Annotated in this window: 19 protein-coding genes and 1 pseudogene; 17 read left to right on the forward strand and 3 right to left on the reverse strand. The window is 60.8% G+C overall.

All coding sequences use genetic code 11. The features are described 5' to 3' along the window. Positions 1-6 precede the first annotated feature (6 nt). Positions 7-1,134 carry an acetylornithine deacetylase gene (argE, locus tag GR197_RS20460; protein WP_164012818.1) on the reverse strand — a complete coding sequence of 376 codons (1,128 nt, stop codon included), beginning with the start codon at positions 1,132-1,134 and terminating at the stop codon, positions 7-9. Between the two features lie 242 nt (positions 1,135-1,376). Between argE and GR197_RS20465 the strand changes: the two genes are divergently transcribed. The 11 genes and pseudogenes from GR197_RS20465 (at position 1,377) to GR197_RS20520 (ending at position 12,807) form a co-directional block, all read left to right on the forward strand. Beyond that, entirely contained in the window at positions 1,377-2,252 is an 876-nt protein-coding gene (locus GR197_RS20465) for a GNAT family N-acetyltransferase (RefSeq protein ID WP_164012820.1), read from the forward strand. Between the two features lie 296 nt (positions 2,253-2,548). Beyond that, positions 2,549-4,000: an NADP-dependent succinate-semialdehyde dehydrogenase gene (gene gabD / locus GR197_RS20470; RefSeq protein ID WP_164012822.1), complete on the forward strand. Its 1,452-nt coding sequence runs from the start codon at positions 2,549-2,551 to the stop codon at positions 3,998-4,000. Between the two features lie 200 nt (positions 4,001-4,200). Beyond that, entirely contained in the window at positions 4,201-4,467 is a 267-nt protein-coding gene (locus GR197_RS20480; RefSeq protein WP_164012824.1) for an acylphosphatase, read from the forward strand. A gap of 150 nt (positions 4,468-4,617) precedes the next feature. Further along, entirely contained in the window at positions 4,618-5,271 is a 654-nt protein-coding gene (locus tag GR197_RS20485) for a Rieske 2Fe-2S domain-containing protein (RefSeq protein WP_164012827.1), read from the forward strand. Then, a complete protein-coding gene (locus tag GR197_RS20490; protein ID WP_164012830.1) occupies positions 5,268-6,113 on the forward strand; it encodes an aromatic ring-hydroxylating dioxygenase subunit alpha in 846 nt (281 codons plus the stop codon). Before GR197_RS20485 ends, GR197_RS20490 begins: the two co-directional genes overlap by 4 nt. Continuing rightward, entirely contained in the window at positions 6,110-6,772 is a 663-nt protein-coding gene (locus GR197_RS20495) for a glutathione S-transferase family protein (protein WP_164012832.1), read from the forward strand. Before GR197_RS20490 ends, GR197_RS20495 begins: the two co-directional genes overlap by 4 nt. Before the next feature lies 1 nt (position 6,773). Further along, a complete protein-coding gene (locus tag GR197_RS20500; RefSeq protein ID WP_164012834.1) occupies positions 6,774-8,153 on the forward strand; it encodes an amidohydrolase in 1,380 nt (459 codons plus the stop codon). Between the two features lie 25 nt (positions 8,154-8,178). Then, on the forward strand, positions 8,179-9,276 hold the full coding sequence (locus GR197_RS20505; RefSeq protein WP_164012836.1) for a BMP family ABC transporter substrate-binding protein: 1,098 nt from the start codon (positions 8,179-8,181) through the stop codon (positions 9,274-9,276). A 3-nt stretch (positions 9,277-9,279) separates the two neighbouring features. Continuing rightward, positions 9,280-10,800 (forward strand): ABC transporter ATP-binding protein, encoded by a 1,521-nt coding sequence (locus GR197_RS20510; RefSeq protein WP_164012838.1) that lies wholly within the window; start codon positions 9,280-9,282, stop codon positions 10,798-10,800. Further along, a pseudogene (locus tag GR197_RS20515) lies at positions 10,800-11,899 on the forward strand (ABC transporter permease). The gene GR197_RS20510 and the pseudogene GR197_RS20515 overlap by 1 nt, the downstream one beginning before the upstream one ends. After that, positions 11,896-12,807 carry an ABC transporter permease gene (locus GR197_RS20520; protein ID WP_164012840.1) on the forward strand — a complete coding sequence of 304 codons (912 nt, stop codon included), beginning with the start codon at positions 11,896-11,898 and terminating at the stop codon, positions 12,805-12,807. Before GR197_RS20515 ends, GR197_RS20520 begins: the two are co-directional and overlap by 4 nt. A 26-nt stretch (positions 12,808-12,833) precedes the next feature. Here GR197_RS20520 and GR197_RS20525 read toward each other — a convergent pair whose 3' ends face one another. Further along, on the reverse strand, positions 12,834-13,367 hold the full coding sequence (locus GR197_RS20525) for an NUDIX hydrolase (RefSeq protein WP_164012841.1): 534 nt from the start codon (positions 13,365-13,367) through the stop codon (positions 12,834-12,836). 95 nt (positions 13,368-13,462) lie between these two features. On the opposite strand from GR197_RS20525, the gene GR197_RS20530 reads away from it, so the two are divergent. From GR197_RS20530 to GR197_RS20550, 5 genes are all read left to right on the forward strand, one after another. Further along, positions 13,463-14,107, forward strand: coding sequence for a DUF47 domain-containing protein (locus GR197_RS20530; protein WP_164012843.1), 645 nt, complete (start codon positions 13,463-13,465; stop codon positions 14,105-14,107). Continuing rightward, on the forward strand, positions 14,107-15,111 hold the full coding sequence (locus GR197_RS20535) for an inorganic phosphate transporter (protein WP_164012845.1): 1,005 nt from the start codon (positions 14,107-14,109) through the stop codon (positions 15,109-15,111). Before GR197_RS20530 ends, GR197_RS20535 begins: the two co-directional genes overlap by 1 nt. A gap of 467 nt (positions 15,112-15,578) precedes the next feature. Continuing rightward, on the forward strand, positions 15,579-16,892 hold the full coding sequence (locus GR197_RS20540; protein WP_164012847.1) for a CmpA/NrtA family ABC transporter substrate-binding protein: 1,314 nt from the start codon (positions 15,579-15,581) through the stop codon (positions 16,890-16,892). 59 nt (positions 16,893-16,951) lie between these two features. Next, the gene (ntrB, locus tag GR197_RS20545; RefSeq protein ID WP_164012849.1) at positions 16,952-17,845 is read left to right on the forward strand and encodes a nitrate ABC transporter permease; all 894 of its coding nucleotides are present in this window, start codon (positions 16,952-16,954) and stop codon (positions 17,843-17,845) included. Between the two features lie 11 nt (positions 17,846-17,856). Then, on the forward strand, positions 17,857-18,654 hold the full coding sequence (locus GR197_RS20550; protein WP_164012851.1) for an ABC transporter ATP-binding protein: 798 nt from the start codon (positions 17,857-17,859) through the stop codon (positions 18,652-18,654). Positions 18,655-18,682: 28 nt separating this feature from the next. Here GR197_RS20550 and GR197_RS20555 read toward each other — a convergent pair whose 3' ends face one another. After that, entirely contained in the window at positions 18,683-19,357 is a 675-nt protein-coding gene (locus tag GR197_RS20555; protein WP_164012853.1) for an FCD domain-containing protein, read from the reverse strand. A gap of 340 nt (positions 19,358-19,697) precedes the next feature. Between GR197_RS20555 and GR197_RS20560 the strand changes: the two genes are divergently transcribed. Beyond that, positions 19,698-20,822 (forward strand): BMP family ABC transporter substrate-binding protein, encoded by a 1,125-nt coding sequence (locus GR197_RS20560; protein ID WP_164012855.1) that lies wholly within the window; start codon positions 19,698-19,700, stop codon positions 20,820-20,822. Positions 20,823-20,835 lie beyond the last annotated feature (13 nt).

The raw sequence follows: 20,835 nt of genomic DNA on the forward strand, positions 1-20,835 counted from the left end.
CTTCTTTCAGCCTTCGGCAAGATGGGCGCCGAGTTCCTCGATCATCGTCTGGCATGCTGCGAGCTCGCCAACTTCGATGTATTCGTCAGGCCGGTGTGCACGACCAATATCCCCGGGCCCGCAGATGATGGAATCGATGCCAGCCTGCTGGTAGAGCCCGGCCTCCGTGCCATAGCTTACGGCGGCAAGCGGCTCCTGCCCCGTCAATTCCTTCAGCAGCGTTGCGAGGTCGCTGCCTTCAGGGAGCGCAAGTCCTGGGTATGCGCTCAGCTCGTGCCAGCCCACCTCGAAGCCCTGGTCTTCGAGAGCCGCGAGCCTGGCCCTTACCGGCTTCAGCAGAGATGATGGGGAGATACCCGGCACAGCGCGGACCTCGATATCGGCGGTGCAGCGATCCGGGATAATATTGACCGCCTGGCCGCCGGTAATGACCCCAACCTGCAATGACGAGTAGGGAGGCGCGAAATCATGGTGGAACGGGCCGGTCGTCAGGGACTTTCCGTATTCCGCAACCTCGGTGATCAGATGGGCCATGGCGTGAATGGCGTTTAGTCCGAGATCGGGGCGTGAGGAATGCCCCGAGCGCCCGATCACCTCAAGCCGGACGGCTGCCTTGCCTTTGTGCGCCCGGACGGCCTGCATCCGGCTCGGCTCACCGATGATCGCCCCCAGCGGGGCATTGCACAGGTTTGGCAGCTCGGCAATGAGATGCGGTACGCCACGGCTGCCTGCCTCCTCGTCATAGGAGAAGGCAAGGTGAATTGGCCGCAGCAGGTTCGTGGCGGCAAGCTTCGGCAATGCGGCCAAGGCGCAGGCGAGAAAGCCTTTCATGTCGCTGGTGCCACGTCCGAAAAGTCTGTCCCCCTCAGCGCGCAGGACGAAAGGATCCGAACTCCATTCCCGTTCGCCGGCCGGCACGACATCCATATGCCCGGACAGAATGTAACCTTGGCCTTCGCGCGGTCCGACAGTCGCGAAAAGGTTGTACCGGTCGCCTTCCGGGCCGAGATGGACCGTCACATCGGCTCCCGCCTTCCGACAGTAGTCACGTATCCATTCGGCAATCGCGCCGTTGGGCGTGCCGACAACGGAGGGGAATGCGATCAACCTCGCGAGAATTTCTTTGACGTCCATGGGAGTGACCAAGTTGCCTTCAGAGTAGTCCAGATGTTACCTAGCCTAAGCACCGGCATGCGCTTTACCTGCTGAGTAGGGCTTCGGTTCAGCGGAAGATTTCGAATTGTTGCGATGAACAAGCCAATCCTGCCGGCCTTGGTGTGCAATATTGTGACTTGGTTGCAATCGGCGCATGATCAACGACACTGTCTACCTCCAGTGGAGCTTGGTGATCCGGCGAACGGAGCGGATATCCGAAAATGCAAAAATCAGTGCGCCTGAAATCATTCGAATTGATCGCGCAGGATATAAACAGTGTCGATGTCAGCCTTCTTCACGCGCTGTCGATCGGCGTCGGCTGGCCGCACCGGCCCAAAGACTGGGATCTCCTGCGGCGCGCTGGGCTTGGCATCGTTGCGGTCGATGGCATAGGACGCGTCTTCGGAAGTGCGATGTGGTTTCCGCATGGCGATGATTTCGCCACCATCGGGCTGGTGATCACCTCGCCTCGCACGCAGGCGCAAGGGACCGGGCGATGGCTCATGGACCAGGTGTTCGAGCAGTGCGGCGACCGTAATCTGAGCCTGAATTCGACCCATGCCGCTTACAGACTTTATGTTTCGCTCGGTTTCACCAAGGAAGCGATTGTCTATCAATACCAGGGAGATGTTGGGCCGAAGCTTCCTCCCCTGCCGGAGCTGAATGGGCAGTTGAGCGAACTGTCCAGCGACAAAATCGAGGAGATCAACGCTCTTGATACGCGAGCCTTCGGCACCGATCGCGGCAAGTTGGTCGCTTTGCTTGCTGAGGGGGCGTCCATTTGCACACTCCGGCGAGGCGACGAAATCGTCGGCTATTCCATGTGTCGCGAGTTCGGGCGCGGCCATGTGATTGGTCCGATCGTGGCAGGCAATGATCAGGACGCGATCAATCTTGCCGCCGTGCATCTCAAGGATTTGGCCGGCCGGTTTGCACGCGTTGATACGCGGGAGAAAGGCCTGTTCGCCGAGTTCCTTCAACAGAGCCGGCTCGCCGTCTCGGAAACCGCTACGACCATGTCCAAGGGGCGCAATTTCCTGAATAGGAAGAGTGGCGAACCGGCGGTTTATGGTTTGGCCGGCCATGCGCTAAGCTAACATAATGGACTGGCGAAATCTGATTTTACGCCAATAGATTGCCTTCGCCCCGTTCTGACAGGCGGAGCGGCCGCGGCATATCCCGTCGCCCGTTTACGGGTCCGAAGGACGGTCGAGACCCGTGGCTCGACCCCGGTCGGTGGCGGCAGCCGAATGGGGCAGTTGTCCGCAATCGCATCGCCGAGGTGTCGACAGCAGTTCCCGCAACAATGATGGTGGATTGCACAAACACGAAAAGAGATAGAGCATCCCCGCGACTCGAAGAAAACGGAAATGGTCTATCTGAGGAGACAGTCATGGAATTGAAGGACGCAACATTGTTCCGGCAGGCCGCATTGGTCGGCAGCGATTGGATCGAGGCCGGGGACAATGCGATCGCGGTGGATAATCCCGCAACCGGCGAGATCATCGGCCGCGTTCCCAACTTGGGCGCAGCCGAGACCAAGGCGGCGATTGCCGCAGCCGAGATTGCGCAAAAGGAATGGGCAGCCCGCACCGCCAAGGAACGGTCAGTCATCCTGCGCCGCTGGTTCCAGCTGATGATGGACAATCAGGACGATCTCGGCCGCATCCTGACGGCAGAACAGGGCAAACCGCTTGCCGAGGCCAAGGGTGAGATCGCCTATGGCGCGAGTTTCATCGAATGGTTTGCCGAGGAGGCGCGGCGTCTCTATGGCGACATCGTTCCCGGCCATCAGAAGGACAAGCGCATTCTGGTGATGAAGCAGCCGATCGGCGTCGTGGCCGCCATCACCCCGTGGAATTTCCCGAATGCGATGATCACCCGCAAGGCGGGGCCGGCCTTTGCCGCCGGCTGCGCCATGGTGTTGAAGCCGGCCTCGCAGACGCCCTTTTCGGCCATTGCCATCGCCATCCTTGCCGAGCGCGCCGGCTTCCCCAAAGGCCTCTTTAGCGTCTTGACCGGCTCGGCGCGCGCCATCGGCGGCGAGATGACGGCAAGCCCCATCATACGCAAGCTGACCTTCACCGGCTCGACCGAAGTCGGCACCGAGCTTTACCGGCAGAGCGCCCCGACCATCAAGAAGCTTGGGCTGGAACTCGGCGGCAACGCGCCGTTCATCGTCTTTGACGACGCCGATCTCGATGCGGCCGTGGAAGGGGCGCTGATCGCCAAGTTCCGCAACAACGGCCAGACCTGCGTCTGCGCCAACCGCCTCTATGTGCAGGAGGGTGTCTATGATGCCTTTGCCGAGAAGCTGTCGAAGGCCGTCGGGACGCTGAAGACCGGCAACGGCTTCGACGAGGGCATCAATCTCGGCCCGCTGATCGACGAGGCAGCACTTGCCAAGGTCGAAGAGCATGTCGCCGATGCGCTGTCCAAGGGCGGCCGGGTGATTGCCGGCGGCCATCGCCATCCACTCGGCGGGCGCTTCTATGAGGCGACGGTGCTGGCCGACATCACCCCTGGCATGGCTGTGGCGAAGGAAGAGACGTTCGGACCGGTGGCGCCACTCTTCCGCTTCAAGGACGAAGCCGATGTGATCGCCCAGGCCAACGACACCGAATTCGGCCTCGCCTCCTATTTCTACGCCAAGGATCTTGCCCGGGTTTTCCGGGTCGCCGAAGCGCTGGAATACGGCATGGTCGGCGTCAATACCGGGCTGATCTCGACGGCCGAAGCCCCCTTCGGCGGCGTCAAGCTCTCCGGCCTCGGCCGCGAAGGCTCGAAATACGGCATCGAGGAATTCACCGAAATCAAATATGTCTGCCTCGGCGGTATCGCCTGAGGCCGAGAGAGGGCCTGAGATAGCATGACCCATCCACGATTCCTGTTCTTTTCGAGAAACGGCCGTCATGGCTATGGGCTTGCTATCGAGGGCGGCGTCATCGACCTGTTGGCTCATCACGGTGCAAACTAGGGCGTCGTGGGGGCCGCAGGGCTTTCGCAAGTTCATTCAGGCGCTATGGTGTATGAAAGAAAGGGAGCATGGGACAAGATACAAGCCACCTTCAGGAGCGGATGACGATTGTCGGTGATCTCGAGGCTGCGTCCTTTGTCCCCTGGATCCGGCGCCATGCCGCCAAACTCGGGCTGTGGCACAGCATATCTCATACGAGTTCGATGCGGATCGAACTCGAGCTTTCAGGACCGGAGGATTTGATCGACATGATGGAGGTAGGGTGCTCGCTGGGGCCGATCGACGTATGGGTCGAGAGCATAGAACGCACGACGATGATCGCCGAAACGGCCTGACACCAAATGCGGTTTTTGCGATGTGCATATTATTTAATCAATGTTGCCAATGCGAAATAACTATGCAAACGTGAGGCCTTGAGCGCAACTGCCTTGGGGCCAAGGTGGAGCGTGCTCTGCAAAACATAGTATGGTTCAGGAAGTCTAGTCATGCCATCCGATCCGACCGGCTTTTGGACGCCAGTCGCCCTTTCCCGGGATCTGCCGGCCGCAACCGTCATGCCGGCCCGGACGGCATCTGGATCGATTGCCCTCTGGCGCAGCGCTTCAGGGCGTATATCGGCATCGGCGGACCGCTGTCCGCATCGTGGCATGCGTTTGTCCCATGGCTTCGTGCGCGGCGAGTCGCTCTCCTGCATCTATCATGGCTGGAGCTATGGCCAGGCCGGAAACTGTCTGCGCATTCCCGCTCATCCGGGGCTGGCGCCGCCGGAAACCATCCGCGTCGCCACCCATGACGTCGAGGAAGCGGGCAGCGTGATCTGGGTGGCCGTGGGCACGCCCGCTTCGAAGCCGCCAAGGCTTGACGGCCTCGTTCCCCTGCGCTCGCTGACGGCGTTTGCAGGCACTGCCGCGATCGAGGCGGCAGCCGGCGCGACGGCGAACCCTGACGGTCTTATCGAGATCGATGCATCCACCGGCAGCCTCTGTCTGCTATTATCCGCCCAGGAAGATGGGCAGACGCTGATCCATGTGCTGCTGAAGGGTGATGTCGGCCCTGCCGCGGCCATCGGCGCTTCGCGGGCCGCCGAAAGCCTGCGCCGCCGGGCTGAGGGTCTTCAGAAACAGGAGATCGCGCGGTGAGCACGCAGGCGATGATCGACGAATGGTATCCGGTCGGGCTTTTCAGTCAGCTCGACAGCGCCGGTCGCAGGACGGCGCTGATGGGCGAGCCGATCGACGTGGCGCGCGACGCCGATGGCAATGCGCGGGTAACGGCCGGCGACGGCCGTGTTCTGCCGGTGCGCGTGCGTTACGGCCATGTCTGGTCCTCGCTCGGCGAACCGCAGAAGGAAATTTTCTCGATCCCCGAGGCCGACCAGCCCGGCCGCCGTTTCGTCGACGTCGGCGTGGTGCGCGTGCGCTGCTCGCCCCTGCGCGCCGTCGAGAACTTTCTCGACATTGCCCATTTCCCCTTCGTCCACACCGACATTCTCGGCGCAGAGCCGCACACCGAGGTTCAGAACTACAAGGTCGAGATCCGCGAGGAGGAAGACGAAGTCTGGGCAACGCAGGTGAAATTTTACCAGCCGCAGGCCGCCAAATCGGCAAGCGGCGGGATCACTACGGAGTATATGTACCGCGTGCCGGCACCGACCTGCTCCGTGCTCTACAAGACCTGCCCACCACGCCCGAGCGAGTGGGATGTCATCACCCTCTTCGTGCAGCCGCTGGCCGAGGACCTGTGCGACGTCTGGCCGTGGATGGCGCTTTTCGATGACGAGACCGCGATGACCGATCTCATCCATTTCCAGCAGACGATCTTCCTGCAGGACCGTTCGATCCTGGAAAACCAGATCCCGCAGCTGCTGCCGCTCGATCCCGGCATGGAAATCCCGACGCGGGCCGATCTGACATCGATCGCCTACCGGCGCTGGCTGAAGCGTCACAATTATACTTACGGCGCACAGCTGGTGGCGCAATGAAGCTCTACGACTACATTCTTTCGCCCAGCTGCTACAAGGTGCGCCTGATGGCGGCGCTGACCGGCGTGAAGCTGGAACTCCGCCCGGTGGATTTCCATCCCGGCGCCGAGCATCGCGGCCCAGAGCTTCTCGCCCTCAATCCGGCAGGCTCCATTCCGATCCTGGAGGATGGCGATCTGATCCTGACCGAATCGTCGGCGATCCTCGTCTATCTCGCCGCCAAGGCAGCACCCGAATGGCTTGGCAGCGGCAAGGCCGAGGAAGCGGCAAAGGTGCAGCAATGGCTGTCGTTCTCGGGCCGGCTGACCGCAAGCCTGGGCGGCGCGCGGCTTCACGAAATGCTGCTGCGGCCGGGCGATATCGACGCGCTGCAGGCCCAGGGTATTTCAGCACTTCGCGAACTCGAAGCCGGGCTCGTCGAGCAGGGTCTTCGCGGCATGCGCTTCCTTGCCGCCGACCGGCCGACAATTGCCGACATCGCCTGCTTTCCCTATGTGGCGCTGGCGCCCGATGGGGGCGTGACGCTGGATGCCTATCCGGCCATCCGGCTCTGGTCGCGGGCGCTCCGCGCTCTCTATGGGTTTATCGAAATGCCGGGTATTCACCGGCTGCACGAATTGAAGCCCGAACCTCATATCGAAGAACCGGGCGAGGCGTGAGATGACCGGCTATCTCCTGAAGAACTGCGCGGCCGTGATCGTCGACGAGGGCAAGGGGCCGGTCGTCCGTCGTAATGTCGATCTTCTGACCGACGGTTCGGCGATTGTGGCGATCGGCGAAAATCTGGCGGCGAACGCGATTCCCGCCGACGCGACCGTTCAGGATGCTGCCGGCTGGTTCGTCTATCCTGGCCTCGTCAACACTCACCATCATTTTTTCCAATGCTTCGTGCGCAATCGCGCAGATCTCGACTGGACGAAGCTTTCGGTGATCGAGTGGCTGGATCGCATCTACCCGATCTTTTCGCAGCTCAACGAGGAGTGTTTTTACCACTCCTCCGTCACGGCATTGGCCGAGATGATCAAACATGGCTGCACGACGGCTTTCGACCATCAATACAATTTCCCCCGCCACGCCGGAAAACGGCTGATCGACCGCCAGTTCGAAGCAGCCGAACTGTTCGGCATGCGCTTCCATGCCGGCCGCGGCGGCAATACCCTGCCGAAGTCGGAGGGCTCGACCATCCCCGACGAGATGCTGGAAACGACCGACGAATTCATCGCCGACTGCGCCAGGCTGATCGACACTTACCACGATGCCAAACCGTTCAGCATGCGCCAAGTCGTGGTGGCGCCCTGCCAGCCGGTGAATTGCTATCGTGAGACCTTTGCGGAATCGGTGGCACTGGCGCGTGATCGCGGCGTCATGATGCACACCCATGTCGGCGAGGGCGAAAGCCCGGTCATTCAGGCTCGCCATGGCATGCGCACGGTCGATTACCTGGAAGAGCTCGGCTTTGCCGGGCCGGACGCCTTTTATGCCCATTGCTGGGAGTTGACCCACGACGAACTGAGGACGATGGCGGCGAGCGGCACCGGCGTGGCGCACTGCCCGGAACCGGTCTATCTGGTCGGCGCCGAGGTTACCGACATTCCCGCCATGGCCGCCTTCGGCCTGCGCATTGGCCTCGGCTGTGACGGCGCTGCCTCCAACGACAATTCCAACCTGATGCACTGCCTGCACTCGGCCTATATGCTGCAGTGCCTGGTATCCTCCAGTCGCGCCCATCCTGTGCCGCCGCCCGTCGACTTCCTCGGCTACGGTACGACAGGCGGGGCGAGCCTGCTCGGCCGACGCGACATCGGTCGGCTGGCGCCCGGCATGGCTGCCGACCTGTTTGCGATCGACACCCGTCGAATGGATTATGTCGGCACGCGGCACGACCCGCTGAGCCTGATTGCCCGCGTCGGCATCGGCATGGCGACCGATATGACGATGATCAATGGCCGCATCGTCTGGCAGAAGGGGGAATTCCCCGGTCTCGACGAGGCCAGGCTCTCTGCCGACGCCGAGGCTGCACTCGCAGCCGTGAAATTCTAAAAACCAAAAAAGGGAACCCGTGAACATGACCAAACTGACCCGCAGAAACCTGATGACGGCCGCTGCCGCCACCGGCCTTGCCGGCGCGCTCGGCAGCCGCCTTGCCTTCGCCGCCGACCAACCGCTCGGCATCACGCTTGTCGTCCCCTCGCCGATCGGCGACGTCGGCTGGGGGCACGCCCTTGCCGCCGGTCTCGAGCCGATCAAGGCCGCCTACGGCGACAAGGTGAAGGTCACCGTGCTTGAGAATATCGCCGAAGGCCCGGACGCCGACCGCATCATGACCAAGACCGTCGCCGACGGAAACAAGTTCCTGATTGCCGGCTCTTTCGGCTATCAGAACGGCGCGCTGCAAATCGCCCGCCGTGATCCGAGCGTGACGGTCCTGCATGCCTCCGGCTTCCAGCTTGCCCCGAATTTCTCGCCGTTTGCCGCCAAATATTTCCAGGGCACCTATCTGCTGGGCATGGCCGCGGCAGCGCTTTCCAAGACCGGCAAGCTCGGCTCCGTCTCGGCCTTTGCCATTCCCGAGCTCATTACCTCGATTAACGCCTTTACGCTCGGTGCCCAGGCGGTAAAGCCGGATATCGAAGTTTCGGTCGTCTGGGTCAATTCCTGGTTCGACCCGGCCAAGGAGCAGGAGGCAGCCAAGGCGCTGATCGCGCAGAAGTGCGACGTGATCTTCTCCAATGCCCAAGACACGCCATCCGTCATCTCGGCCTGCGAAGACGCCGGCGTCTATGCCTTCAACCTCAACTCCTCGATGAAGAAGTATGCGCCGAAAACCTATCTCGGCTGCGTCTCGACGGACTGGTCCCCGTTCTTCAAGGCTTCGGTCGATGCCCATCTCGCCGGCACGTTCAAGGGGGCCAATGCGTTCCTGGGCGTCGCCGACAAGGTCGTCGAAGTGGTCGACTGGCACTCTGATATTCCGGCCGACGTGATGACCAAGATCAAAGAGGTCGAGGCAAAGATCGCCGACGGAAGCTTCTCGCCCTTCACCGGGCCGATCGCCAAGGCTGACGGCAGCGAAGGTGTCGCCTCGGGCGCGACCATGGCCGACCCCGAGATCATCGCGATGAATTGGCACGTCAAGGGCGTCTCGACGCCGCTGCCGAAATAATTCATGACGACCCCGCTCCTGTCGCTGCGCGGCATTTCGAAAAGCTACGGCCAGATCCACGCCAATCAGGCAATCGATCTGGACGTGGCTCCGCAATCGATCCATGCGATCCTCGGAGAAAACGGCGCGGGAAAATCGACGCTGATGAAGCTGATCTACGGCGTCGAGCAGCCGGATGACGGAGACGTCGTCTGGGAAGGCACTCCCTTGCGCCTCGCCTCCCCGGCGGAGGCGCGGCGCAAGGGCATCGGCATGGTCTTCCAGCACTTTTCGTTGTTCGAGACCTTGACGGTCATCGAGAATATTCGGCTGGTGGTGCCGGGTCGCAAAGCTGATCTCAAGGAACGTATCCGGACGCTTGGACGGGAGTTCGGCCTCGAAGTCGATCCGCTTGCCCATGTGCATGCTCTGTCCGTCGGCGAGCGGCAACGGGTGGAGATCCTCCGAAGCCTGATGACCAATCCGAAGCTGTTGATCCTTGACGAGCCCACCTCCGTCCTGCCGCCGCAATTGGTGGAGAAGCTTTTCGACACCCTGCGTCGGCTGCGCGACGGCGGCGTTTCCATCCTGCTGATTTCCCACAAGCTCGAAGAAATCCGGGCGATCTGTGACCGCGCGACGATCCTGCGCGGCGGACGCGTGACCGGAGATGTCGATCCGCGCGAGCATGATGCCCATGACCTTGCCCGGATGATGATCGGCCGCGATATGCCCGCACCCATCTCGGCGCTGCCGCTGTCTGGCGGGGAAAAGCGGCTGGAGATCATCGGTCTGGACCACCAGCCGGACGATCCCTTTGCGGTGCCGCTCTCCAGCCTCAGTCTCGAAGTGCGTGCCGGCGAAATCCTCGGGATCGCCGGTATTTCGGGCAACGGCCAAAGCGAGCTTGCCGCGCTAATTTCAGGCGAGACCATGCTGGGGCGCGAACAACGCGACCGGATCTACATGATGGGAACGGATGTCGGCAGGCTCGATGCCGCCGCGCGGCGGCAGCTCGGATTTGCCTTCGTTCCGGAAGACCGGCTCGGACGCGGCGCCGTGCCCGAAATGTCGCTCATCCTCAACAGCCTGCTGACGGCCCATCCGCTCAAGCTTTTACGGCGTGGTCTCATCGAAAGGGCGCGGGCGATGACATTCACCAAGGATTGTATCCGTCAGTATGATGTCCGCACATCCGGCCCGGATGCGGAAGCCGGCACCCTGTCCGGCGGCAACCTGCAGAAGTTCATTGTCGGCCGCGAAATCATGCTGTCTCCGAAATTGCTTTTCGTGGCGCAGCCGACCTGGGGCGTCGATGTCGGCGCTGCATCTGCCATCCGCAGCCGCTTGGTCGCATTGCGCAATCAGGGCATGGCGATCCTCGTCATTTCCGAGGAGCTGGAAGAACTGTTCGAACTCTGCGATTCCATTCAGGTGCTGCATCACGGCCGGCTCAGCCCGCCGCTCGCAACGCGGGACACGAAGCCCGAGGAAATCGGCCGATACATGATCGGGGCACATACCGCGCCCGAGAAAGTCCAATAATGAGCGCTTGGTTCCCTGCTTCCGTTCCCACCCTTGTCCGCCGAGAGCGCGCCTCGCTGGCCGCGGCCCTCTGCGCACCCGTGATCGCGCTGGGGGGTGCGATCGCACTCAATCTTTGCCTCTATGTATTGATGGGCCGCGACCCTGTCGCTGTCGTCTATGCGATGCTTTTAGAGCCCTTCCTCTCCTGGGCTTCATTTTCGGAAGTGCTGTTAAAGGCTGGGCCCCTCCTCCTCATCGCCCAGGGGCTCGCAATCGGCTTTCGCGCCAAGGTTTTCAATATCGGCGCCGAAGGCCAGTTTATTCTCGGGGCTATCTTCGCCTCCGCCATTCCGGTCTGGTTTCCCCAGGCGACGGGCCAGTGGATCTGGCCGGCGATGCTTCTGCTCGGCGCCATCGGCGGCGCGATTTGGGCGTCTCTCACCGCCTTCTGGCGGGTACGTCTCAACGCCAACGAGATCCTCGTTTCGCTGATGCTGAGCCTCGTTGCCGCGCAATTGTTGAACTATCTGCTGCTCGGCCCGTGGAAGGATCCGAACGGCTTCAACTTCCCGCAGTCGGTGATGTTTCAGTATGATGCGATGGTGCCGACCCTGATTGCCGGGACTCGCGTCAACGTCTCTTTCCTCATCACCCTCGTTTTGTCGGTTGCCGCCTGGGTCTTCATGCAGAAGAGCTTCATCGGCTACAAGCTGCAGGTCGGCGGCCTGGCGCCGAGGGCTGCCGGCTACGCCGGCTTCAGGGAAGGTTGGGCGATCTGGCTTTCGCTGCTGATCGGCGGTTTTGCCGCTGGTCTGCAGGTGCTGCCGAAGTCGCCGGTCCGCTCGGCCAGCTGCAGCGTTCGGTCGCGAGCGGCTATGGTTATGCGGCTATCATCGTCGCCTATCTCGGCGGCCTGCATCCAATCGGCATCGTGGTCTCGGCGCTGGTCATGGCTGTCATCTATATCGGCGGCGACAATGCCATGGTCTCGGCCGGCCTGCCGATCGCCGCCGTCCGTGTCTTCCAGGGCAGTCTGCTGCTCGCCTACCTGATCGCCGTCACCTTCGTGCGCTACCGTCTTGAATGGCGCCGCACCGCCCAGCGGAGCCTGCCATGAACGCCATCGAGTTCATTCTTGCCGGCATGCTTGCGGCTGCGACACCGTTTCTTCTGGCGGCACTCGGCGAATTGGTGGCCGAGCGCGCCGGTGTCCTCAACCTCGGGGTCGAGGGATTGATGGCCTTTGGCGCCGTGCTCGCCTTCATCGTCGTCTACCAGGGCGGCGGGCATCTCCTGGGCTTCATCGCTGCAGGGCTCGGCAGCGCTGCCCTTTCCCTGTTTTTTGCCTTCGTCACGCTCGGGTTCCGGGCAAACCAGGTGGCCGCCGGCCTTGCCATCGGCATTCTTGGCCAGGGCCTCTCGGCGCTTTTCGGCAAGACCTATGAAAGCCTGACGGTCAAAGGTCTTTCAAAGCTCGCTCTTCCGGGGCTGTCGGAACTGCCGGTCGTCGGCGGTCTTTTCGTCCAGGACATCGTCGTGTGGATTTCGCTCGTTGCGACCCTCGCTCTCTGGGCCATACTTGCCTACACCAAGCTTGGTCTCATCGTCCGGGCCGTCGGTGAGAACCCGAAGGCGGCCCACGCTATCGGCTATTCGGTGATATCGGTCCGTATCCTCGCCATCGCCTTCGGCGGCGCGATGGCCGGCTTCGCCGGTGCCTATGCGTCGGTGGTCTACACACCACTCTGGGCCGACGGAATGATCGCCGGACGCGGCTGGATCGCCATCGCTCTGGTCGTCTTCGGGACCTGGCTCACCGGTCGCATCTTTCTCGGCGCCTGCCTGTTCGGCGCAGTCTCGCTGATGGGTCTTGCAGCCCAGGCAACCGGGCTGGACGTTCCCTCGCAGCTGCTGTCGAGCCTGCCCTATCTCGTCACGATCATCGTGCTCGGCATCATCTCCGCCGATCGCCGCCTGCTGAAATTGAACGGCGTCGCTTCATTGGGCGAACCATTCGAGCGATAGAGCATCATGCGGAAGGGTGTCAGCCGTCATCCGCGATCGCGTTTCTTGCGACCGTGCACTTCAAATTGGACGAGCAGCGACTTGAGTTCGATCTCGCGAACGCGTCGTGCCGCTTCATCCGGGCTGACCCATTCGAGAATACGCTGACCCCGCTCCTTGAAATCGCCGCTGATTTCCGTGACTTCAATCTGAAACATGTCGACGATACAGGGGGCCACATCGCCATTGTCGAATTCTTTGAGGTAGGTATAGCGTCCGACCGGCTTCTTCTTCACCAGCCCGCGCACGCCTGCCTCCTCCCATGCTTCGATTGCTGCTGCTTCGAAGGGCTTTTTCCCTTTCATCGGCCACCCTTTCGGGATGACCCAGCGTGCGCTCTCGCGCGATGTGATCACCAGAATTTCGACCTCTGATCCGGCATTGCCATGGCGGAAGCAAATAGCGCCATATTGTTGGCGGAATGCGCCGGCGAACAACGTTTCAGGAACAGCAGCGAGCTGCCGCAGTAGTGGCTGGGTTTTGTCCAGTCGAGGCTTCCTGCCTTTTTTGCTAGGCGTCATAGCGATGGAGTAGCCGATTTGCTTGTTGCTTCAATTGCCTGAGCGTGTTTATGACACATTTATGACAGTCGGCCGCACGAGGAAGGTTCGCAGGCATGATGAGCATTTTTCGCAAGCTGATGCCACGGGAAGACAGATTCTTTGAAATGTTTTCCAAGCATTCGAAGACCGTCGTTGCCGCGGCGCACGCCCTCGATCAACTCCTGAAGGGCAATGACGTTGAGAAAAACTGTGAACGTATCGTCACATTGGAAAACGAGGCCGACGACGTCACGCGTGAGGTTCTTCTTGCCGTTCGGCGAAGCTTCATCACGCCCTTCGACCGGGGGGACATTAAAGACCTTATTCAGTCGATGGATGATGCGATCGACATGATGCACAAAACTGTCAAGACGATCCGCTTGTTCGAGCAATCCTACTTCGATCCGCTCATGCAGCAGATGGGCAGTGAAATCGTCAAGGCGGCAAACCTTGTCGCCGAAGCGATACCCCTCCTCGACAAATTGGGAGCCAATGCGCAGCGTCTCGCAGCCATCGCGGAGGAGGTCACCCGAGTGGAGGGACGTTCCGATGAGCTCCACGACCAGGGCTTGAAGGATCTGTTTGTGCGTTATGGCGCCAGCGGCAATGCGATGGCCTATATGATCGGAAGCGAAATCTACGGAGAGCTGGAGAAAGTCGTCGACCGCTTCGAGGATGTCGCCAACGAGATCAGCGGCATTCTCATCGAGAACGTCTGATGGATGCCTCCCTCACTTTGCCGCTGCTCGTCGGCCTGGTCGTTGTCGCCCTGTTCTTCGACTTTCTCAACGGTCTACATGATGCGGCCAATTCGATCGCCACGATCGTCTCGACCCGCGTCCTGCGGCCACAATATGCGGTCGCCTGGGCGGCGTTCTTCAATTTCATCGCATTCCTGTTCTTTGGTCTGCATGTGGCCGAAACACTCGGAACCGGCATCATCGATCCTGCGATCGTTTCGCCTCAAGTGATCTTCGCCGCACTGATGGGCGCTATCATTTGGAATATTTTTACCTGGATTTTCGGGATCCCGTCCAGTTCGTCGCATGCGCTTGTCGGCGGGCTGGTGGGGGCCGGCCTGGCAAAGGTAGGTTTCAGCTCGATCGTCTGGAACGGCCTCTTAAAGACCGTCGGTGCCATTTTCCTTTCGCCGGCCATCGGCTTCCTGCTCGCCCTCGTGCTCGTGCTCGCCGTATCCTGGCTATTCGTCCGGCAAACGCCGTTTGCGGTGGATCGGACATTTCGCGTCATGCAGTTTGTGTCCGCTTCGCTCTACTCGCTTGGCCACGGCGGGAACGATGCGCAGAAGACGATGGGCATCATTGCGGTACTCTTGTTCAGCCAAGGATATCTTGGCCCGACATTCTACGTGCCTTTCTGGGTGGTCATTTCCTGCCAGTCGGCAATGGCTCTCGGTACGCTCTTTGGCGGATGGCGGATCGTTCATACCATGGGGTCGAAGATCACTCGGCTCAACCCCATGCAAGGTTTCTGCGCAGAGACGGGCGGAGCGTTGACACTCTTCGGAGCGACGTGGCTCGGTATTCCCGTTTCGACGACGCATACCATCACCGGAGCAATCGTTGGAGTGGGCGCGGCTCGTCGTGTTTCAGCCGTGCGCTGGGGATTGGCCGGCAACATCGTGATAGCCTGGATCGTAACGATGCCGGCGGCTGCGGCAATTTCCGCAGCGTTCTACGGCCTCGTATCTTTGCTGCAATGAAATGAGGTGATGGCGAGCAATCACCTCGCTTTGACCTTCCCCTCTTGAGCTTTCCCAATGGCAATACCGACGAATAGGGCGGCAGAATCCATTCCCCCGTCTTCGTCATCGCGACTTCCATATTGCGTGCACTGCACAAATAGAGCGCTCCCGTGGCTGCGGCCACGGCAGTAATCGCACAAAACGGAAGCGGAAAATAATAAGGCCCAATAAATAGGCATTTATCAATTCTTCGCATTTCTCCTTTTGCTTCATGCCGTTACCAACTCTTCTTGAAATTGGCACGCTGCTTGCACGTTCTGAGACGCACCGGTCAACGGCGATCGGTGCGGATAGGCGCGGCATAAGCGCCTACATTAGACACCGACGTCGCAAGGTCTTTGCACTCCAGGGTACTCCCATCCCTGGACGTAAATTCCGGCGGCGTTTTTTTGTGTCCGAATTCGGCCAGCAGAGGGAACCTGCGCATGACAAAGACTTCGACGACTGGGATTTCGACAACCGGCATAACCCGCCGCAGCATGCTCAAGACGACCGCAACGGCTGCCCTTATCGGCGCCGTCAAGACTGCTTTTCCGTCCGGCGCTTTTGCAGCCGGGGCAGGCCCTGAAGTGAAGGGCGTCAAGCTCGGCTTTATCGCTCTCACGGATTCCGCGCCGCTGATCATCGCTAAAGAGAAGGGCTTTTTCGACAAGCATGGCCTTCCGGAAACGGATGTGGCTAAACAGGCATCCTGGGGCGCGACCCGCGACAATCTCGTGCTGGGCGGCGCAGCAAACGGTATCGACGGTGCCCATATCCTCTCGCCGCTGCCCTATCTCATGCATACAGGCAAGGTGACGCAGAACAATAAGCCGGTGCCGATGGCGATCCTCGCCCGCCTCAACCTCGACAGCCAGGGCATTTCCGTCGCCAAGGAATATGCCGAAACCGGCGTGCAGCTCGATGCCTCCAAGTTGAAGACGGCGTTCGAGAAAAAGAAGGCTGATGGTAAGGAGGTCAAGGCCGCCATGACCTTCCCGGGCGGTACCCACGATCTCTGGATCCGCTATTGGCTCGCCGCCGGCGGCATCGATCCAAACAAGGACGTTTCGACCGTCGTCGTGCCCCCGCCGCAGATGGTGGCCAATATGAAGGTCGGCAACATGGACGTCTTCTGTGTGGGCGAACCGTGGAACGAGCAGCTCGTCAACCAAGGCATCGGCTTCACCGCGGCGACCACCGGCGAGCTCTGGAAGGGGCATCCCGAAAAGGCGCTGGGGCTGCGCGCCGACTGGATCGAAAAGAATCCCAATGCGGCTAAAGCCCTGCTGATGGCTGTCATGGAGGCCCAGCAGTGGTGTGAAAGCATGGATAACAAGGCGGAGATGGCGGACATTCTCGGCAAGCGCCAATGGTTCAACGTTCCGACGAAGGACGTGCTCGGCCGCCTTAAGGGCGACATCAATTATGGCAACGGCCGCGAGGTCAAGGCCACCGACCTCTACATGAAGTTCTGGAAGGACGGCGCCTCCTATCCATTCAAGAGCCACGATACCTGGTTCATGACGGAAAACATTCGCTGGGGAAATCTGCCGGCGAGTACCGACATCAAGGCGCTGGTCAACCAGGTGAACCGCGAAGATATCTGGCGCGAGGCCGCCAAGGATCTCGGTGTTGCGGCGGCCGATATTCCCGCCTCGTCTTCCCGTGGCAAGGAGACCTTCTTCGATGGCAAGGTCTTCGACCCTGAAAATCCTTCCGCTTATCTCGATAGCCTTTCGATCAAGGTTGTCTCCTGACCCCCGCCGCCGGCGCGCCACGAGCGCGCCGGCCTTTCATTCATGTGAGGAGCGCGTCGATGTCGGCCCTGGCAAATAAAGCAAATCCCTCCACTTCAGTCTCTGCCAAGCCGGCGGCAAAAATTCTGCGATTATCCGGCAAGCAAAGATCACGGATCGATTTTCGTCATGCGGTAACCGCCGCGCTTCGCAACGTCGTTCCGCCAGCCGTGGTGCTGGCACTCATCCTGCTCTTCTGGCAGGCGCTCTGTTCATCGCCGGATGCGTCCTTGCCCTCGCCGCATCGGGTCTGGCAGGAGAGCTACGACCTGATCGCCTATCCGTTCTTCAACAACGGTTCCCAGGATATCGGGCTTGGCTGGCGCGTGCTCGTTTCGCTGCAACGCGTGCTCTATGGTTTTGGCTTGGCCTCCGTCACCGGCGTTATCGTCGGGGCGATCATCGGCCAATCGATCTGGGCAATGCGCGGTCTCGATCCGATCTTCCAGGTGCTGCGAACGGTACCGCCGCTCGCCTGGTTGCCGCTCTCGCTCGCAGCCTTCCAGGATTCCAACCCTTCCGCGATCTTCGTCATCTTCATCACTTCGATCTGGCCGGTGATTATCAACACCGCCGTCGGCGTGCGCAATATCCCGGAGGACTACCGCAACGTTGCCGAGGTGCTGCGGCTCAATCAATTCGAGTTTTTCTGGAAAATCATGCTGCCTTCGGCGGCCCCCTACATCTTCACCGGCCTGAGGATCGGCGTCGGCCTTTCCTGGCTCGCCATCGTCGCGGCCGAAATGCTGACCGGCGGCGTCGGCATCGGTTTCTTCATCTGGGACGCGTGGAACTCGTCGCGCCTGCCGGACATCATCGTCGCGCTCGCCTATATCGGCATCGTCGGCTTCGCACTCGATAAGCTTGTGGCTGCGCTCGGCAAACTCATCACGCGCGGCGCCACCGCCAACTAAGGAACGTCCCGATGAATGCCTATCTGAAGCTCGATCATATCGACAAACATTTCGATCGCGGCGGCGTGCGCGCCGAGGTTTTGAAAGACATCAACCTGGCGATCTCCGCGGGTGAATTCATCTCGATCATCGGCCATTCGGGCTGCGGTAAGTCCACCTTGCTCAACCTGATCGCCGGCCTGACCCCGGTTTCCGCCGGTGCCGTGCTCCTCGAAAACCGCGAGGTCAACGGACCCGGTCCCGAACGCGCCGTCGTTTTCCAGAACCACTCGCTGCTGCCTTGGCTGACGGTTTACGAAAACGTCAATCTCGCCGTCTCCAAACTCTTCAACCGAACAAAGACCAAGGCCGAGCGGCATGACTGGGTCATGGCCAACCTCGATCTTGTGCAGATGGCGCATGCGAGGGATAAGCGGCCTTCGGAAATTTCCGGCGGCATGAAACAGCGCGTCGGCATTGCCCGCGCGCTTTCGATGGAGCCGAAGATCCTGCTGCTCGACGAGCCTTTCGGCGCGCTGGATGCGCTGACCCGCGCCCATCTTCAGGACGCAGTGATGGAAATCCACGCTCGGCTCGGCAACACGATGGTGATGATCACCCATGACGTCGACGAGGCGGTGCTGCTATCGGATCGCATCGTGATGATGACCAACGGCCCGGCGGCCCGCATCGGCGAAGTGCTCGATGTGACCATGCCTCGTCCCCGCAATCGCATCGAACTCGCCTCCGACCGGACATATCTCAAATGCCGGGAAGCCGTGCTGAAATTCCTTTACGAACGCCACCGCTTCATCGAGGCCGCGGAGTAAGAACCGGGAATGACCGGTCGCAGCCTGCCTACACCTCGGCCGTTGCAAATACCGCGCTGGCATCGCTGACAATTTCCACGTGGGAATATGCCGCCTGCCCCGCGGCTGCGGCGTCCGCGCGCATGATTGCGGTCACGATCCGGCCGTGCTCCTCATAGGATTTCGCCAGACGCCCAGGCAGACGGAACTGCGCTCGGCGAAAAGCCGCGAGCCGCGCTCGCGTCTGAGTCACCATTTCAAAGACATGATCATTATGCGCGCCGCGATAAAGCCGGGTGTGAAATTCGGTGTTGTGAGCGGAATATTCCTCTTCGGCGCCGGCATGCACGAGCTTCACCGATCCCCGATGATCCAGTTCCAGCGCCCGCCGCTCATCGACCGTCATCCGCTCGGCCGAGAGCCTGGCGCAGATCGCTTCGAGTTCGGCCATCGCCTCGAACATCGAATGCAGATAGGCCTCGGTGACATTGGTAACGACGGCACTGCGATTTGGTTCGCGCCCAACCAATCCCATGGCGCTGAGTTCACGCAGAGCTTCTCTGACCGGCGTGCGCGAAACGTCGAACCGAACCGCAAGCGACACCTCGTCCAGCTTTCCGCCCGGCAGGATTTCGCCTGTGACGATCATGTCGGAAATCGCCCTCACCATCTGTTCAACGGTGGTTCCGGTGCGGATGACTTCTCTGCGTCTGGTCTGCTTCACGATACGAATCTGCTCACGTCAACACTTTGCATACAGATGCCGGTCAGCACCCCATAAGTCAAACTACGCCGCGAAGATATTGTTAGATTTTCACTTTCCGATTCAACGTGCAGTTCATAAGAGTTGGCGACACGCTGACCCCGCGGCCAAATTGTGCAAAAAACAGTTCATGGTTATTTTTTATGCGCTACTGCGATCAATCTGCATGCACTTTAAACGCCACAGCTTACCATCCCAAGAATAATATATAAAAAACAACAGATTGGTTTCTGGCACGTGCATTGCATGCACTTTACTGTCCTGTTTCGCAAACCGGCCCAGCGCCGCAAGGAGCATTCCAATGACCAAACTCCTTTCCATGAACCGCCGCAATTTCCTGCAGGCCTCCGCTGCCGGGGCGCTCGCCAGCGCCATGCCGGGCCTGATCTCCTCTGCAGCGGCCCAAACCGCGCTTACCATCGGCTTCATCTATGTCGGCCCCAAGGACGATTACGGCTACAACCAGGCGCATGCGGAAGGCGCAGCCGCGGTCAAGGCTCTGCCGGGCGTGACGCTGGTCGAAGAAGAGAATGTGCCGGAGACCGTCGATGTCCAGAAGACCATGGAGTCGATGATCAATCTCGACGGTGCGACCCTGCTCTTTCCGACCTCCTTCGGCTATTTCGACCCACACATGCTGGCCATCGCCGCTAAACATCCCGACGTTCAGTTCCGCCATTGCGGCGGCCTCTGGCAGGAAGGCAAGCACCCTGCCAATACGGGCTCCTATTTCGGCTATATATTCCAGGGCCAGTATCTGAACGGCATCGCCGCCGGCCATGCGACGAAAAGCAAGAAGATCGGCTTCGTCGCCGCCAAGCCGATCCCGCAGGTTCTGCAGAATATAAACGCCTTCCTGCTCGGCGCCCGTACGGTCGATCCTACTATCACCTGCCAGGTGATCTTCACCGGCGAGTGGTCGCTCGCCGTCAAGGAGGCCGAAGCCACCAACGCCTTGGTCGACCAAGGCGCCGACGTCATCACCTGCCACGTCGACAGCCCGAAAGTGGTCGTCGAGACGGCCGCCGGCCGCGGCGCCTTCGTCTGCGGCTATCACGCCAACCAGAGCCCGCTCGCTCCCGAAAAATACCTTACGGGCGCCGAATGGGCCTGGGGCAACGTCTACAGCGACTTCGTCCAAAAGGCGCAGGCCGGCGAAAAGCTCGGCAACTTCGTGCGCGGCGGCCTGAAGGACGGCTTCATCAAGATGAGCGCGCTCGGCCCCGGTGTGTCCGCGGAAGGCCGCAAGGCCTTCGAAGCCACGCAGGCGGAGATGATGAAGGGCGGCTTCTCGGTCTTCAAGGGGCCGTTGAAGGACAACAAGGGCGACACCGTCGTGGCTGCCGACAAGAGCTACGCCGAAGACGCGATCGAGCTCGAAAGCATGAATTATCTGGTCGAGGGCGTCGTCGGGTCCACGGCGTAAACCGCGAAGGGAG

This window comes from Rhizobium phaseoli, assembly GCF_010668805.1.
GTDB lineage: Bacteria > Pseudomonadota > Alphaproteobacteria > Rhizobiales > Rhizobiaceae > Rhizobium > Rhizobium phaseoli_A.

Excerpts from the sequence above, each read along its gene's own strand:
- GR197_RS20510 (WP_164012838.1), top strand. The coding sequence starts at position 9,280 with ATGACGACCCCGCTCCTGTCGCTGCGCGGCATTTCGAAAAGCTACGGC.
- GR197_RS20530 (WP_164012843.1), top strand. The coding sequence starts at position 13,463 with ATGATGAGCATTTTTCGCAAGCTGATGCCACGGGAAGACAGATTCTTT.
- GR197_RS20480 (WP_164012824.1), top strand. The coding sequence starts at position 4,201 with ATGGGACAAGATACAAGCCACCTTCAGGAGCGGATGACGATTGTCGGT.
- GR197_RS20540 (WP_164012847.1), top strand. The coding sequence starts at position 15,579 with ATGACAAAGACTTCGACGACTGGGATTTCGACAACCGGCATAACCCGC.
- GR197_RS20485 (WP_164012827.1), top strand. The coding sequence starts at position 4,618 with ATGCCATCCGATCCGACCGGCTTTTGGACGCCAGTCGCCCTTTCCCGG.
- GR197_RS20520 (WP_164012840.1), top strand. The coding sequence starts at position 11,896 with ATGAACGCCATCGAGTTCATTCTTGCCGGCATGCTTGCGGCTGCGACA.
- GR197_RS20465 (WP_164012820.1), top strand. The coding sequence starts at position 1,377 with ATGCAAAAATCAGTGCGCCTGAAATCATTCGAATTGATCGCGCAGGAT.
- GR197_RS20550 (WP_164012851.1), top strand. The coding sequence starts at position 17,857 with ATGAATGCCTATCTGAAGCTCGATCATATCGACAAACATTTCGATCGC.
- GR197_RS20495 (WP_164012832.1), top strand. The coding sequence starts at position 6,110 with ATGAAGCTCTACGACTACATTCTTTCGCCCAGCTGCTACAAGGTGCGC.
- ntrB (WP_164012849.1), top strand. The coding sequence starts at position 16,952 with ATGTCGGCCCTGGCAAATAAAGCAAATCCCTCCACTTCAGTCTCTGCC.
- GR197_RS20500 (WP_164012834.1), top strand. The coding sequence starts at position 6,774 with ATGACCGGCTATCTCCTGAAGAACTGCGCGGCCGTGATCGTCGACGAG.
- argE (WP_164012818.1), bottom strand. The coding sequence starts at position 1,134 with ATGGACGTCAAAGAAATTCTCGCGAGGTTGATCGCATTCCCCTCCGTT.
- gabD (WP_164012822.1), top strand. The coding sequence starts at position 2,549 with ATGGAATTGAAGGACGCAACATTGTTCCGGCAGGCCGCATTGGTCGGC.
- GR197_RS20560 (WP_164012855.1), top strand. The coding sequence starts at position 19,698 with ATGACCAAACTCCTTTCCATGAACCGCCGCAATTTCCTGCAGGCCTCC.
- GR197_RS20525 (WP_164012841.1), bottom strand. The coding sequence starts at position 13,367 with ATGACGCCTAGCAAAAAAGGCAGGAAGCCTCGACTGGACAAAACCCAG.
- GR197_RS20505 (WP_164012836.1), top strand. The coding sequence starts at position 8,179 with ATGACCAAACTGACCCGCAGAAACCTGATGACGGCCGCTGCCGCCACC.
- GR197_RS20535 (WP_164012845.1), top strand. The coding sequence starts at position 14,107 with ATGGATGCCTCCCTCACTTTGCCGCTGCTCGTCGGCCTGGTCGTTGTC.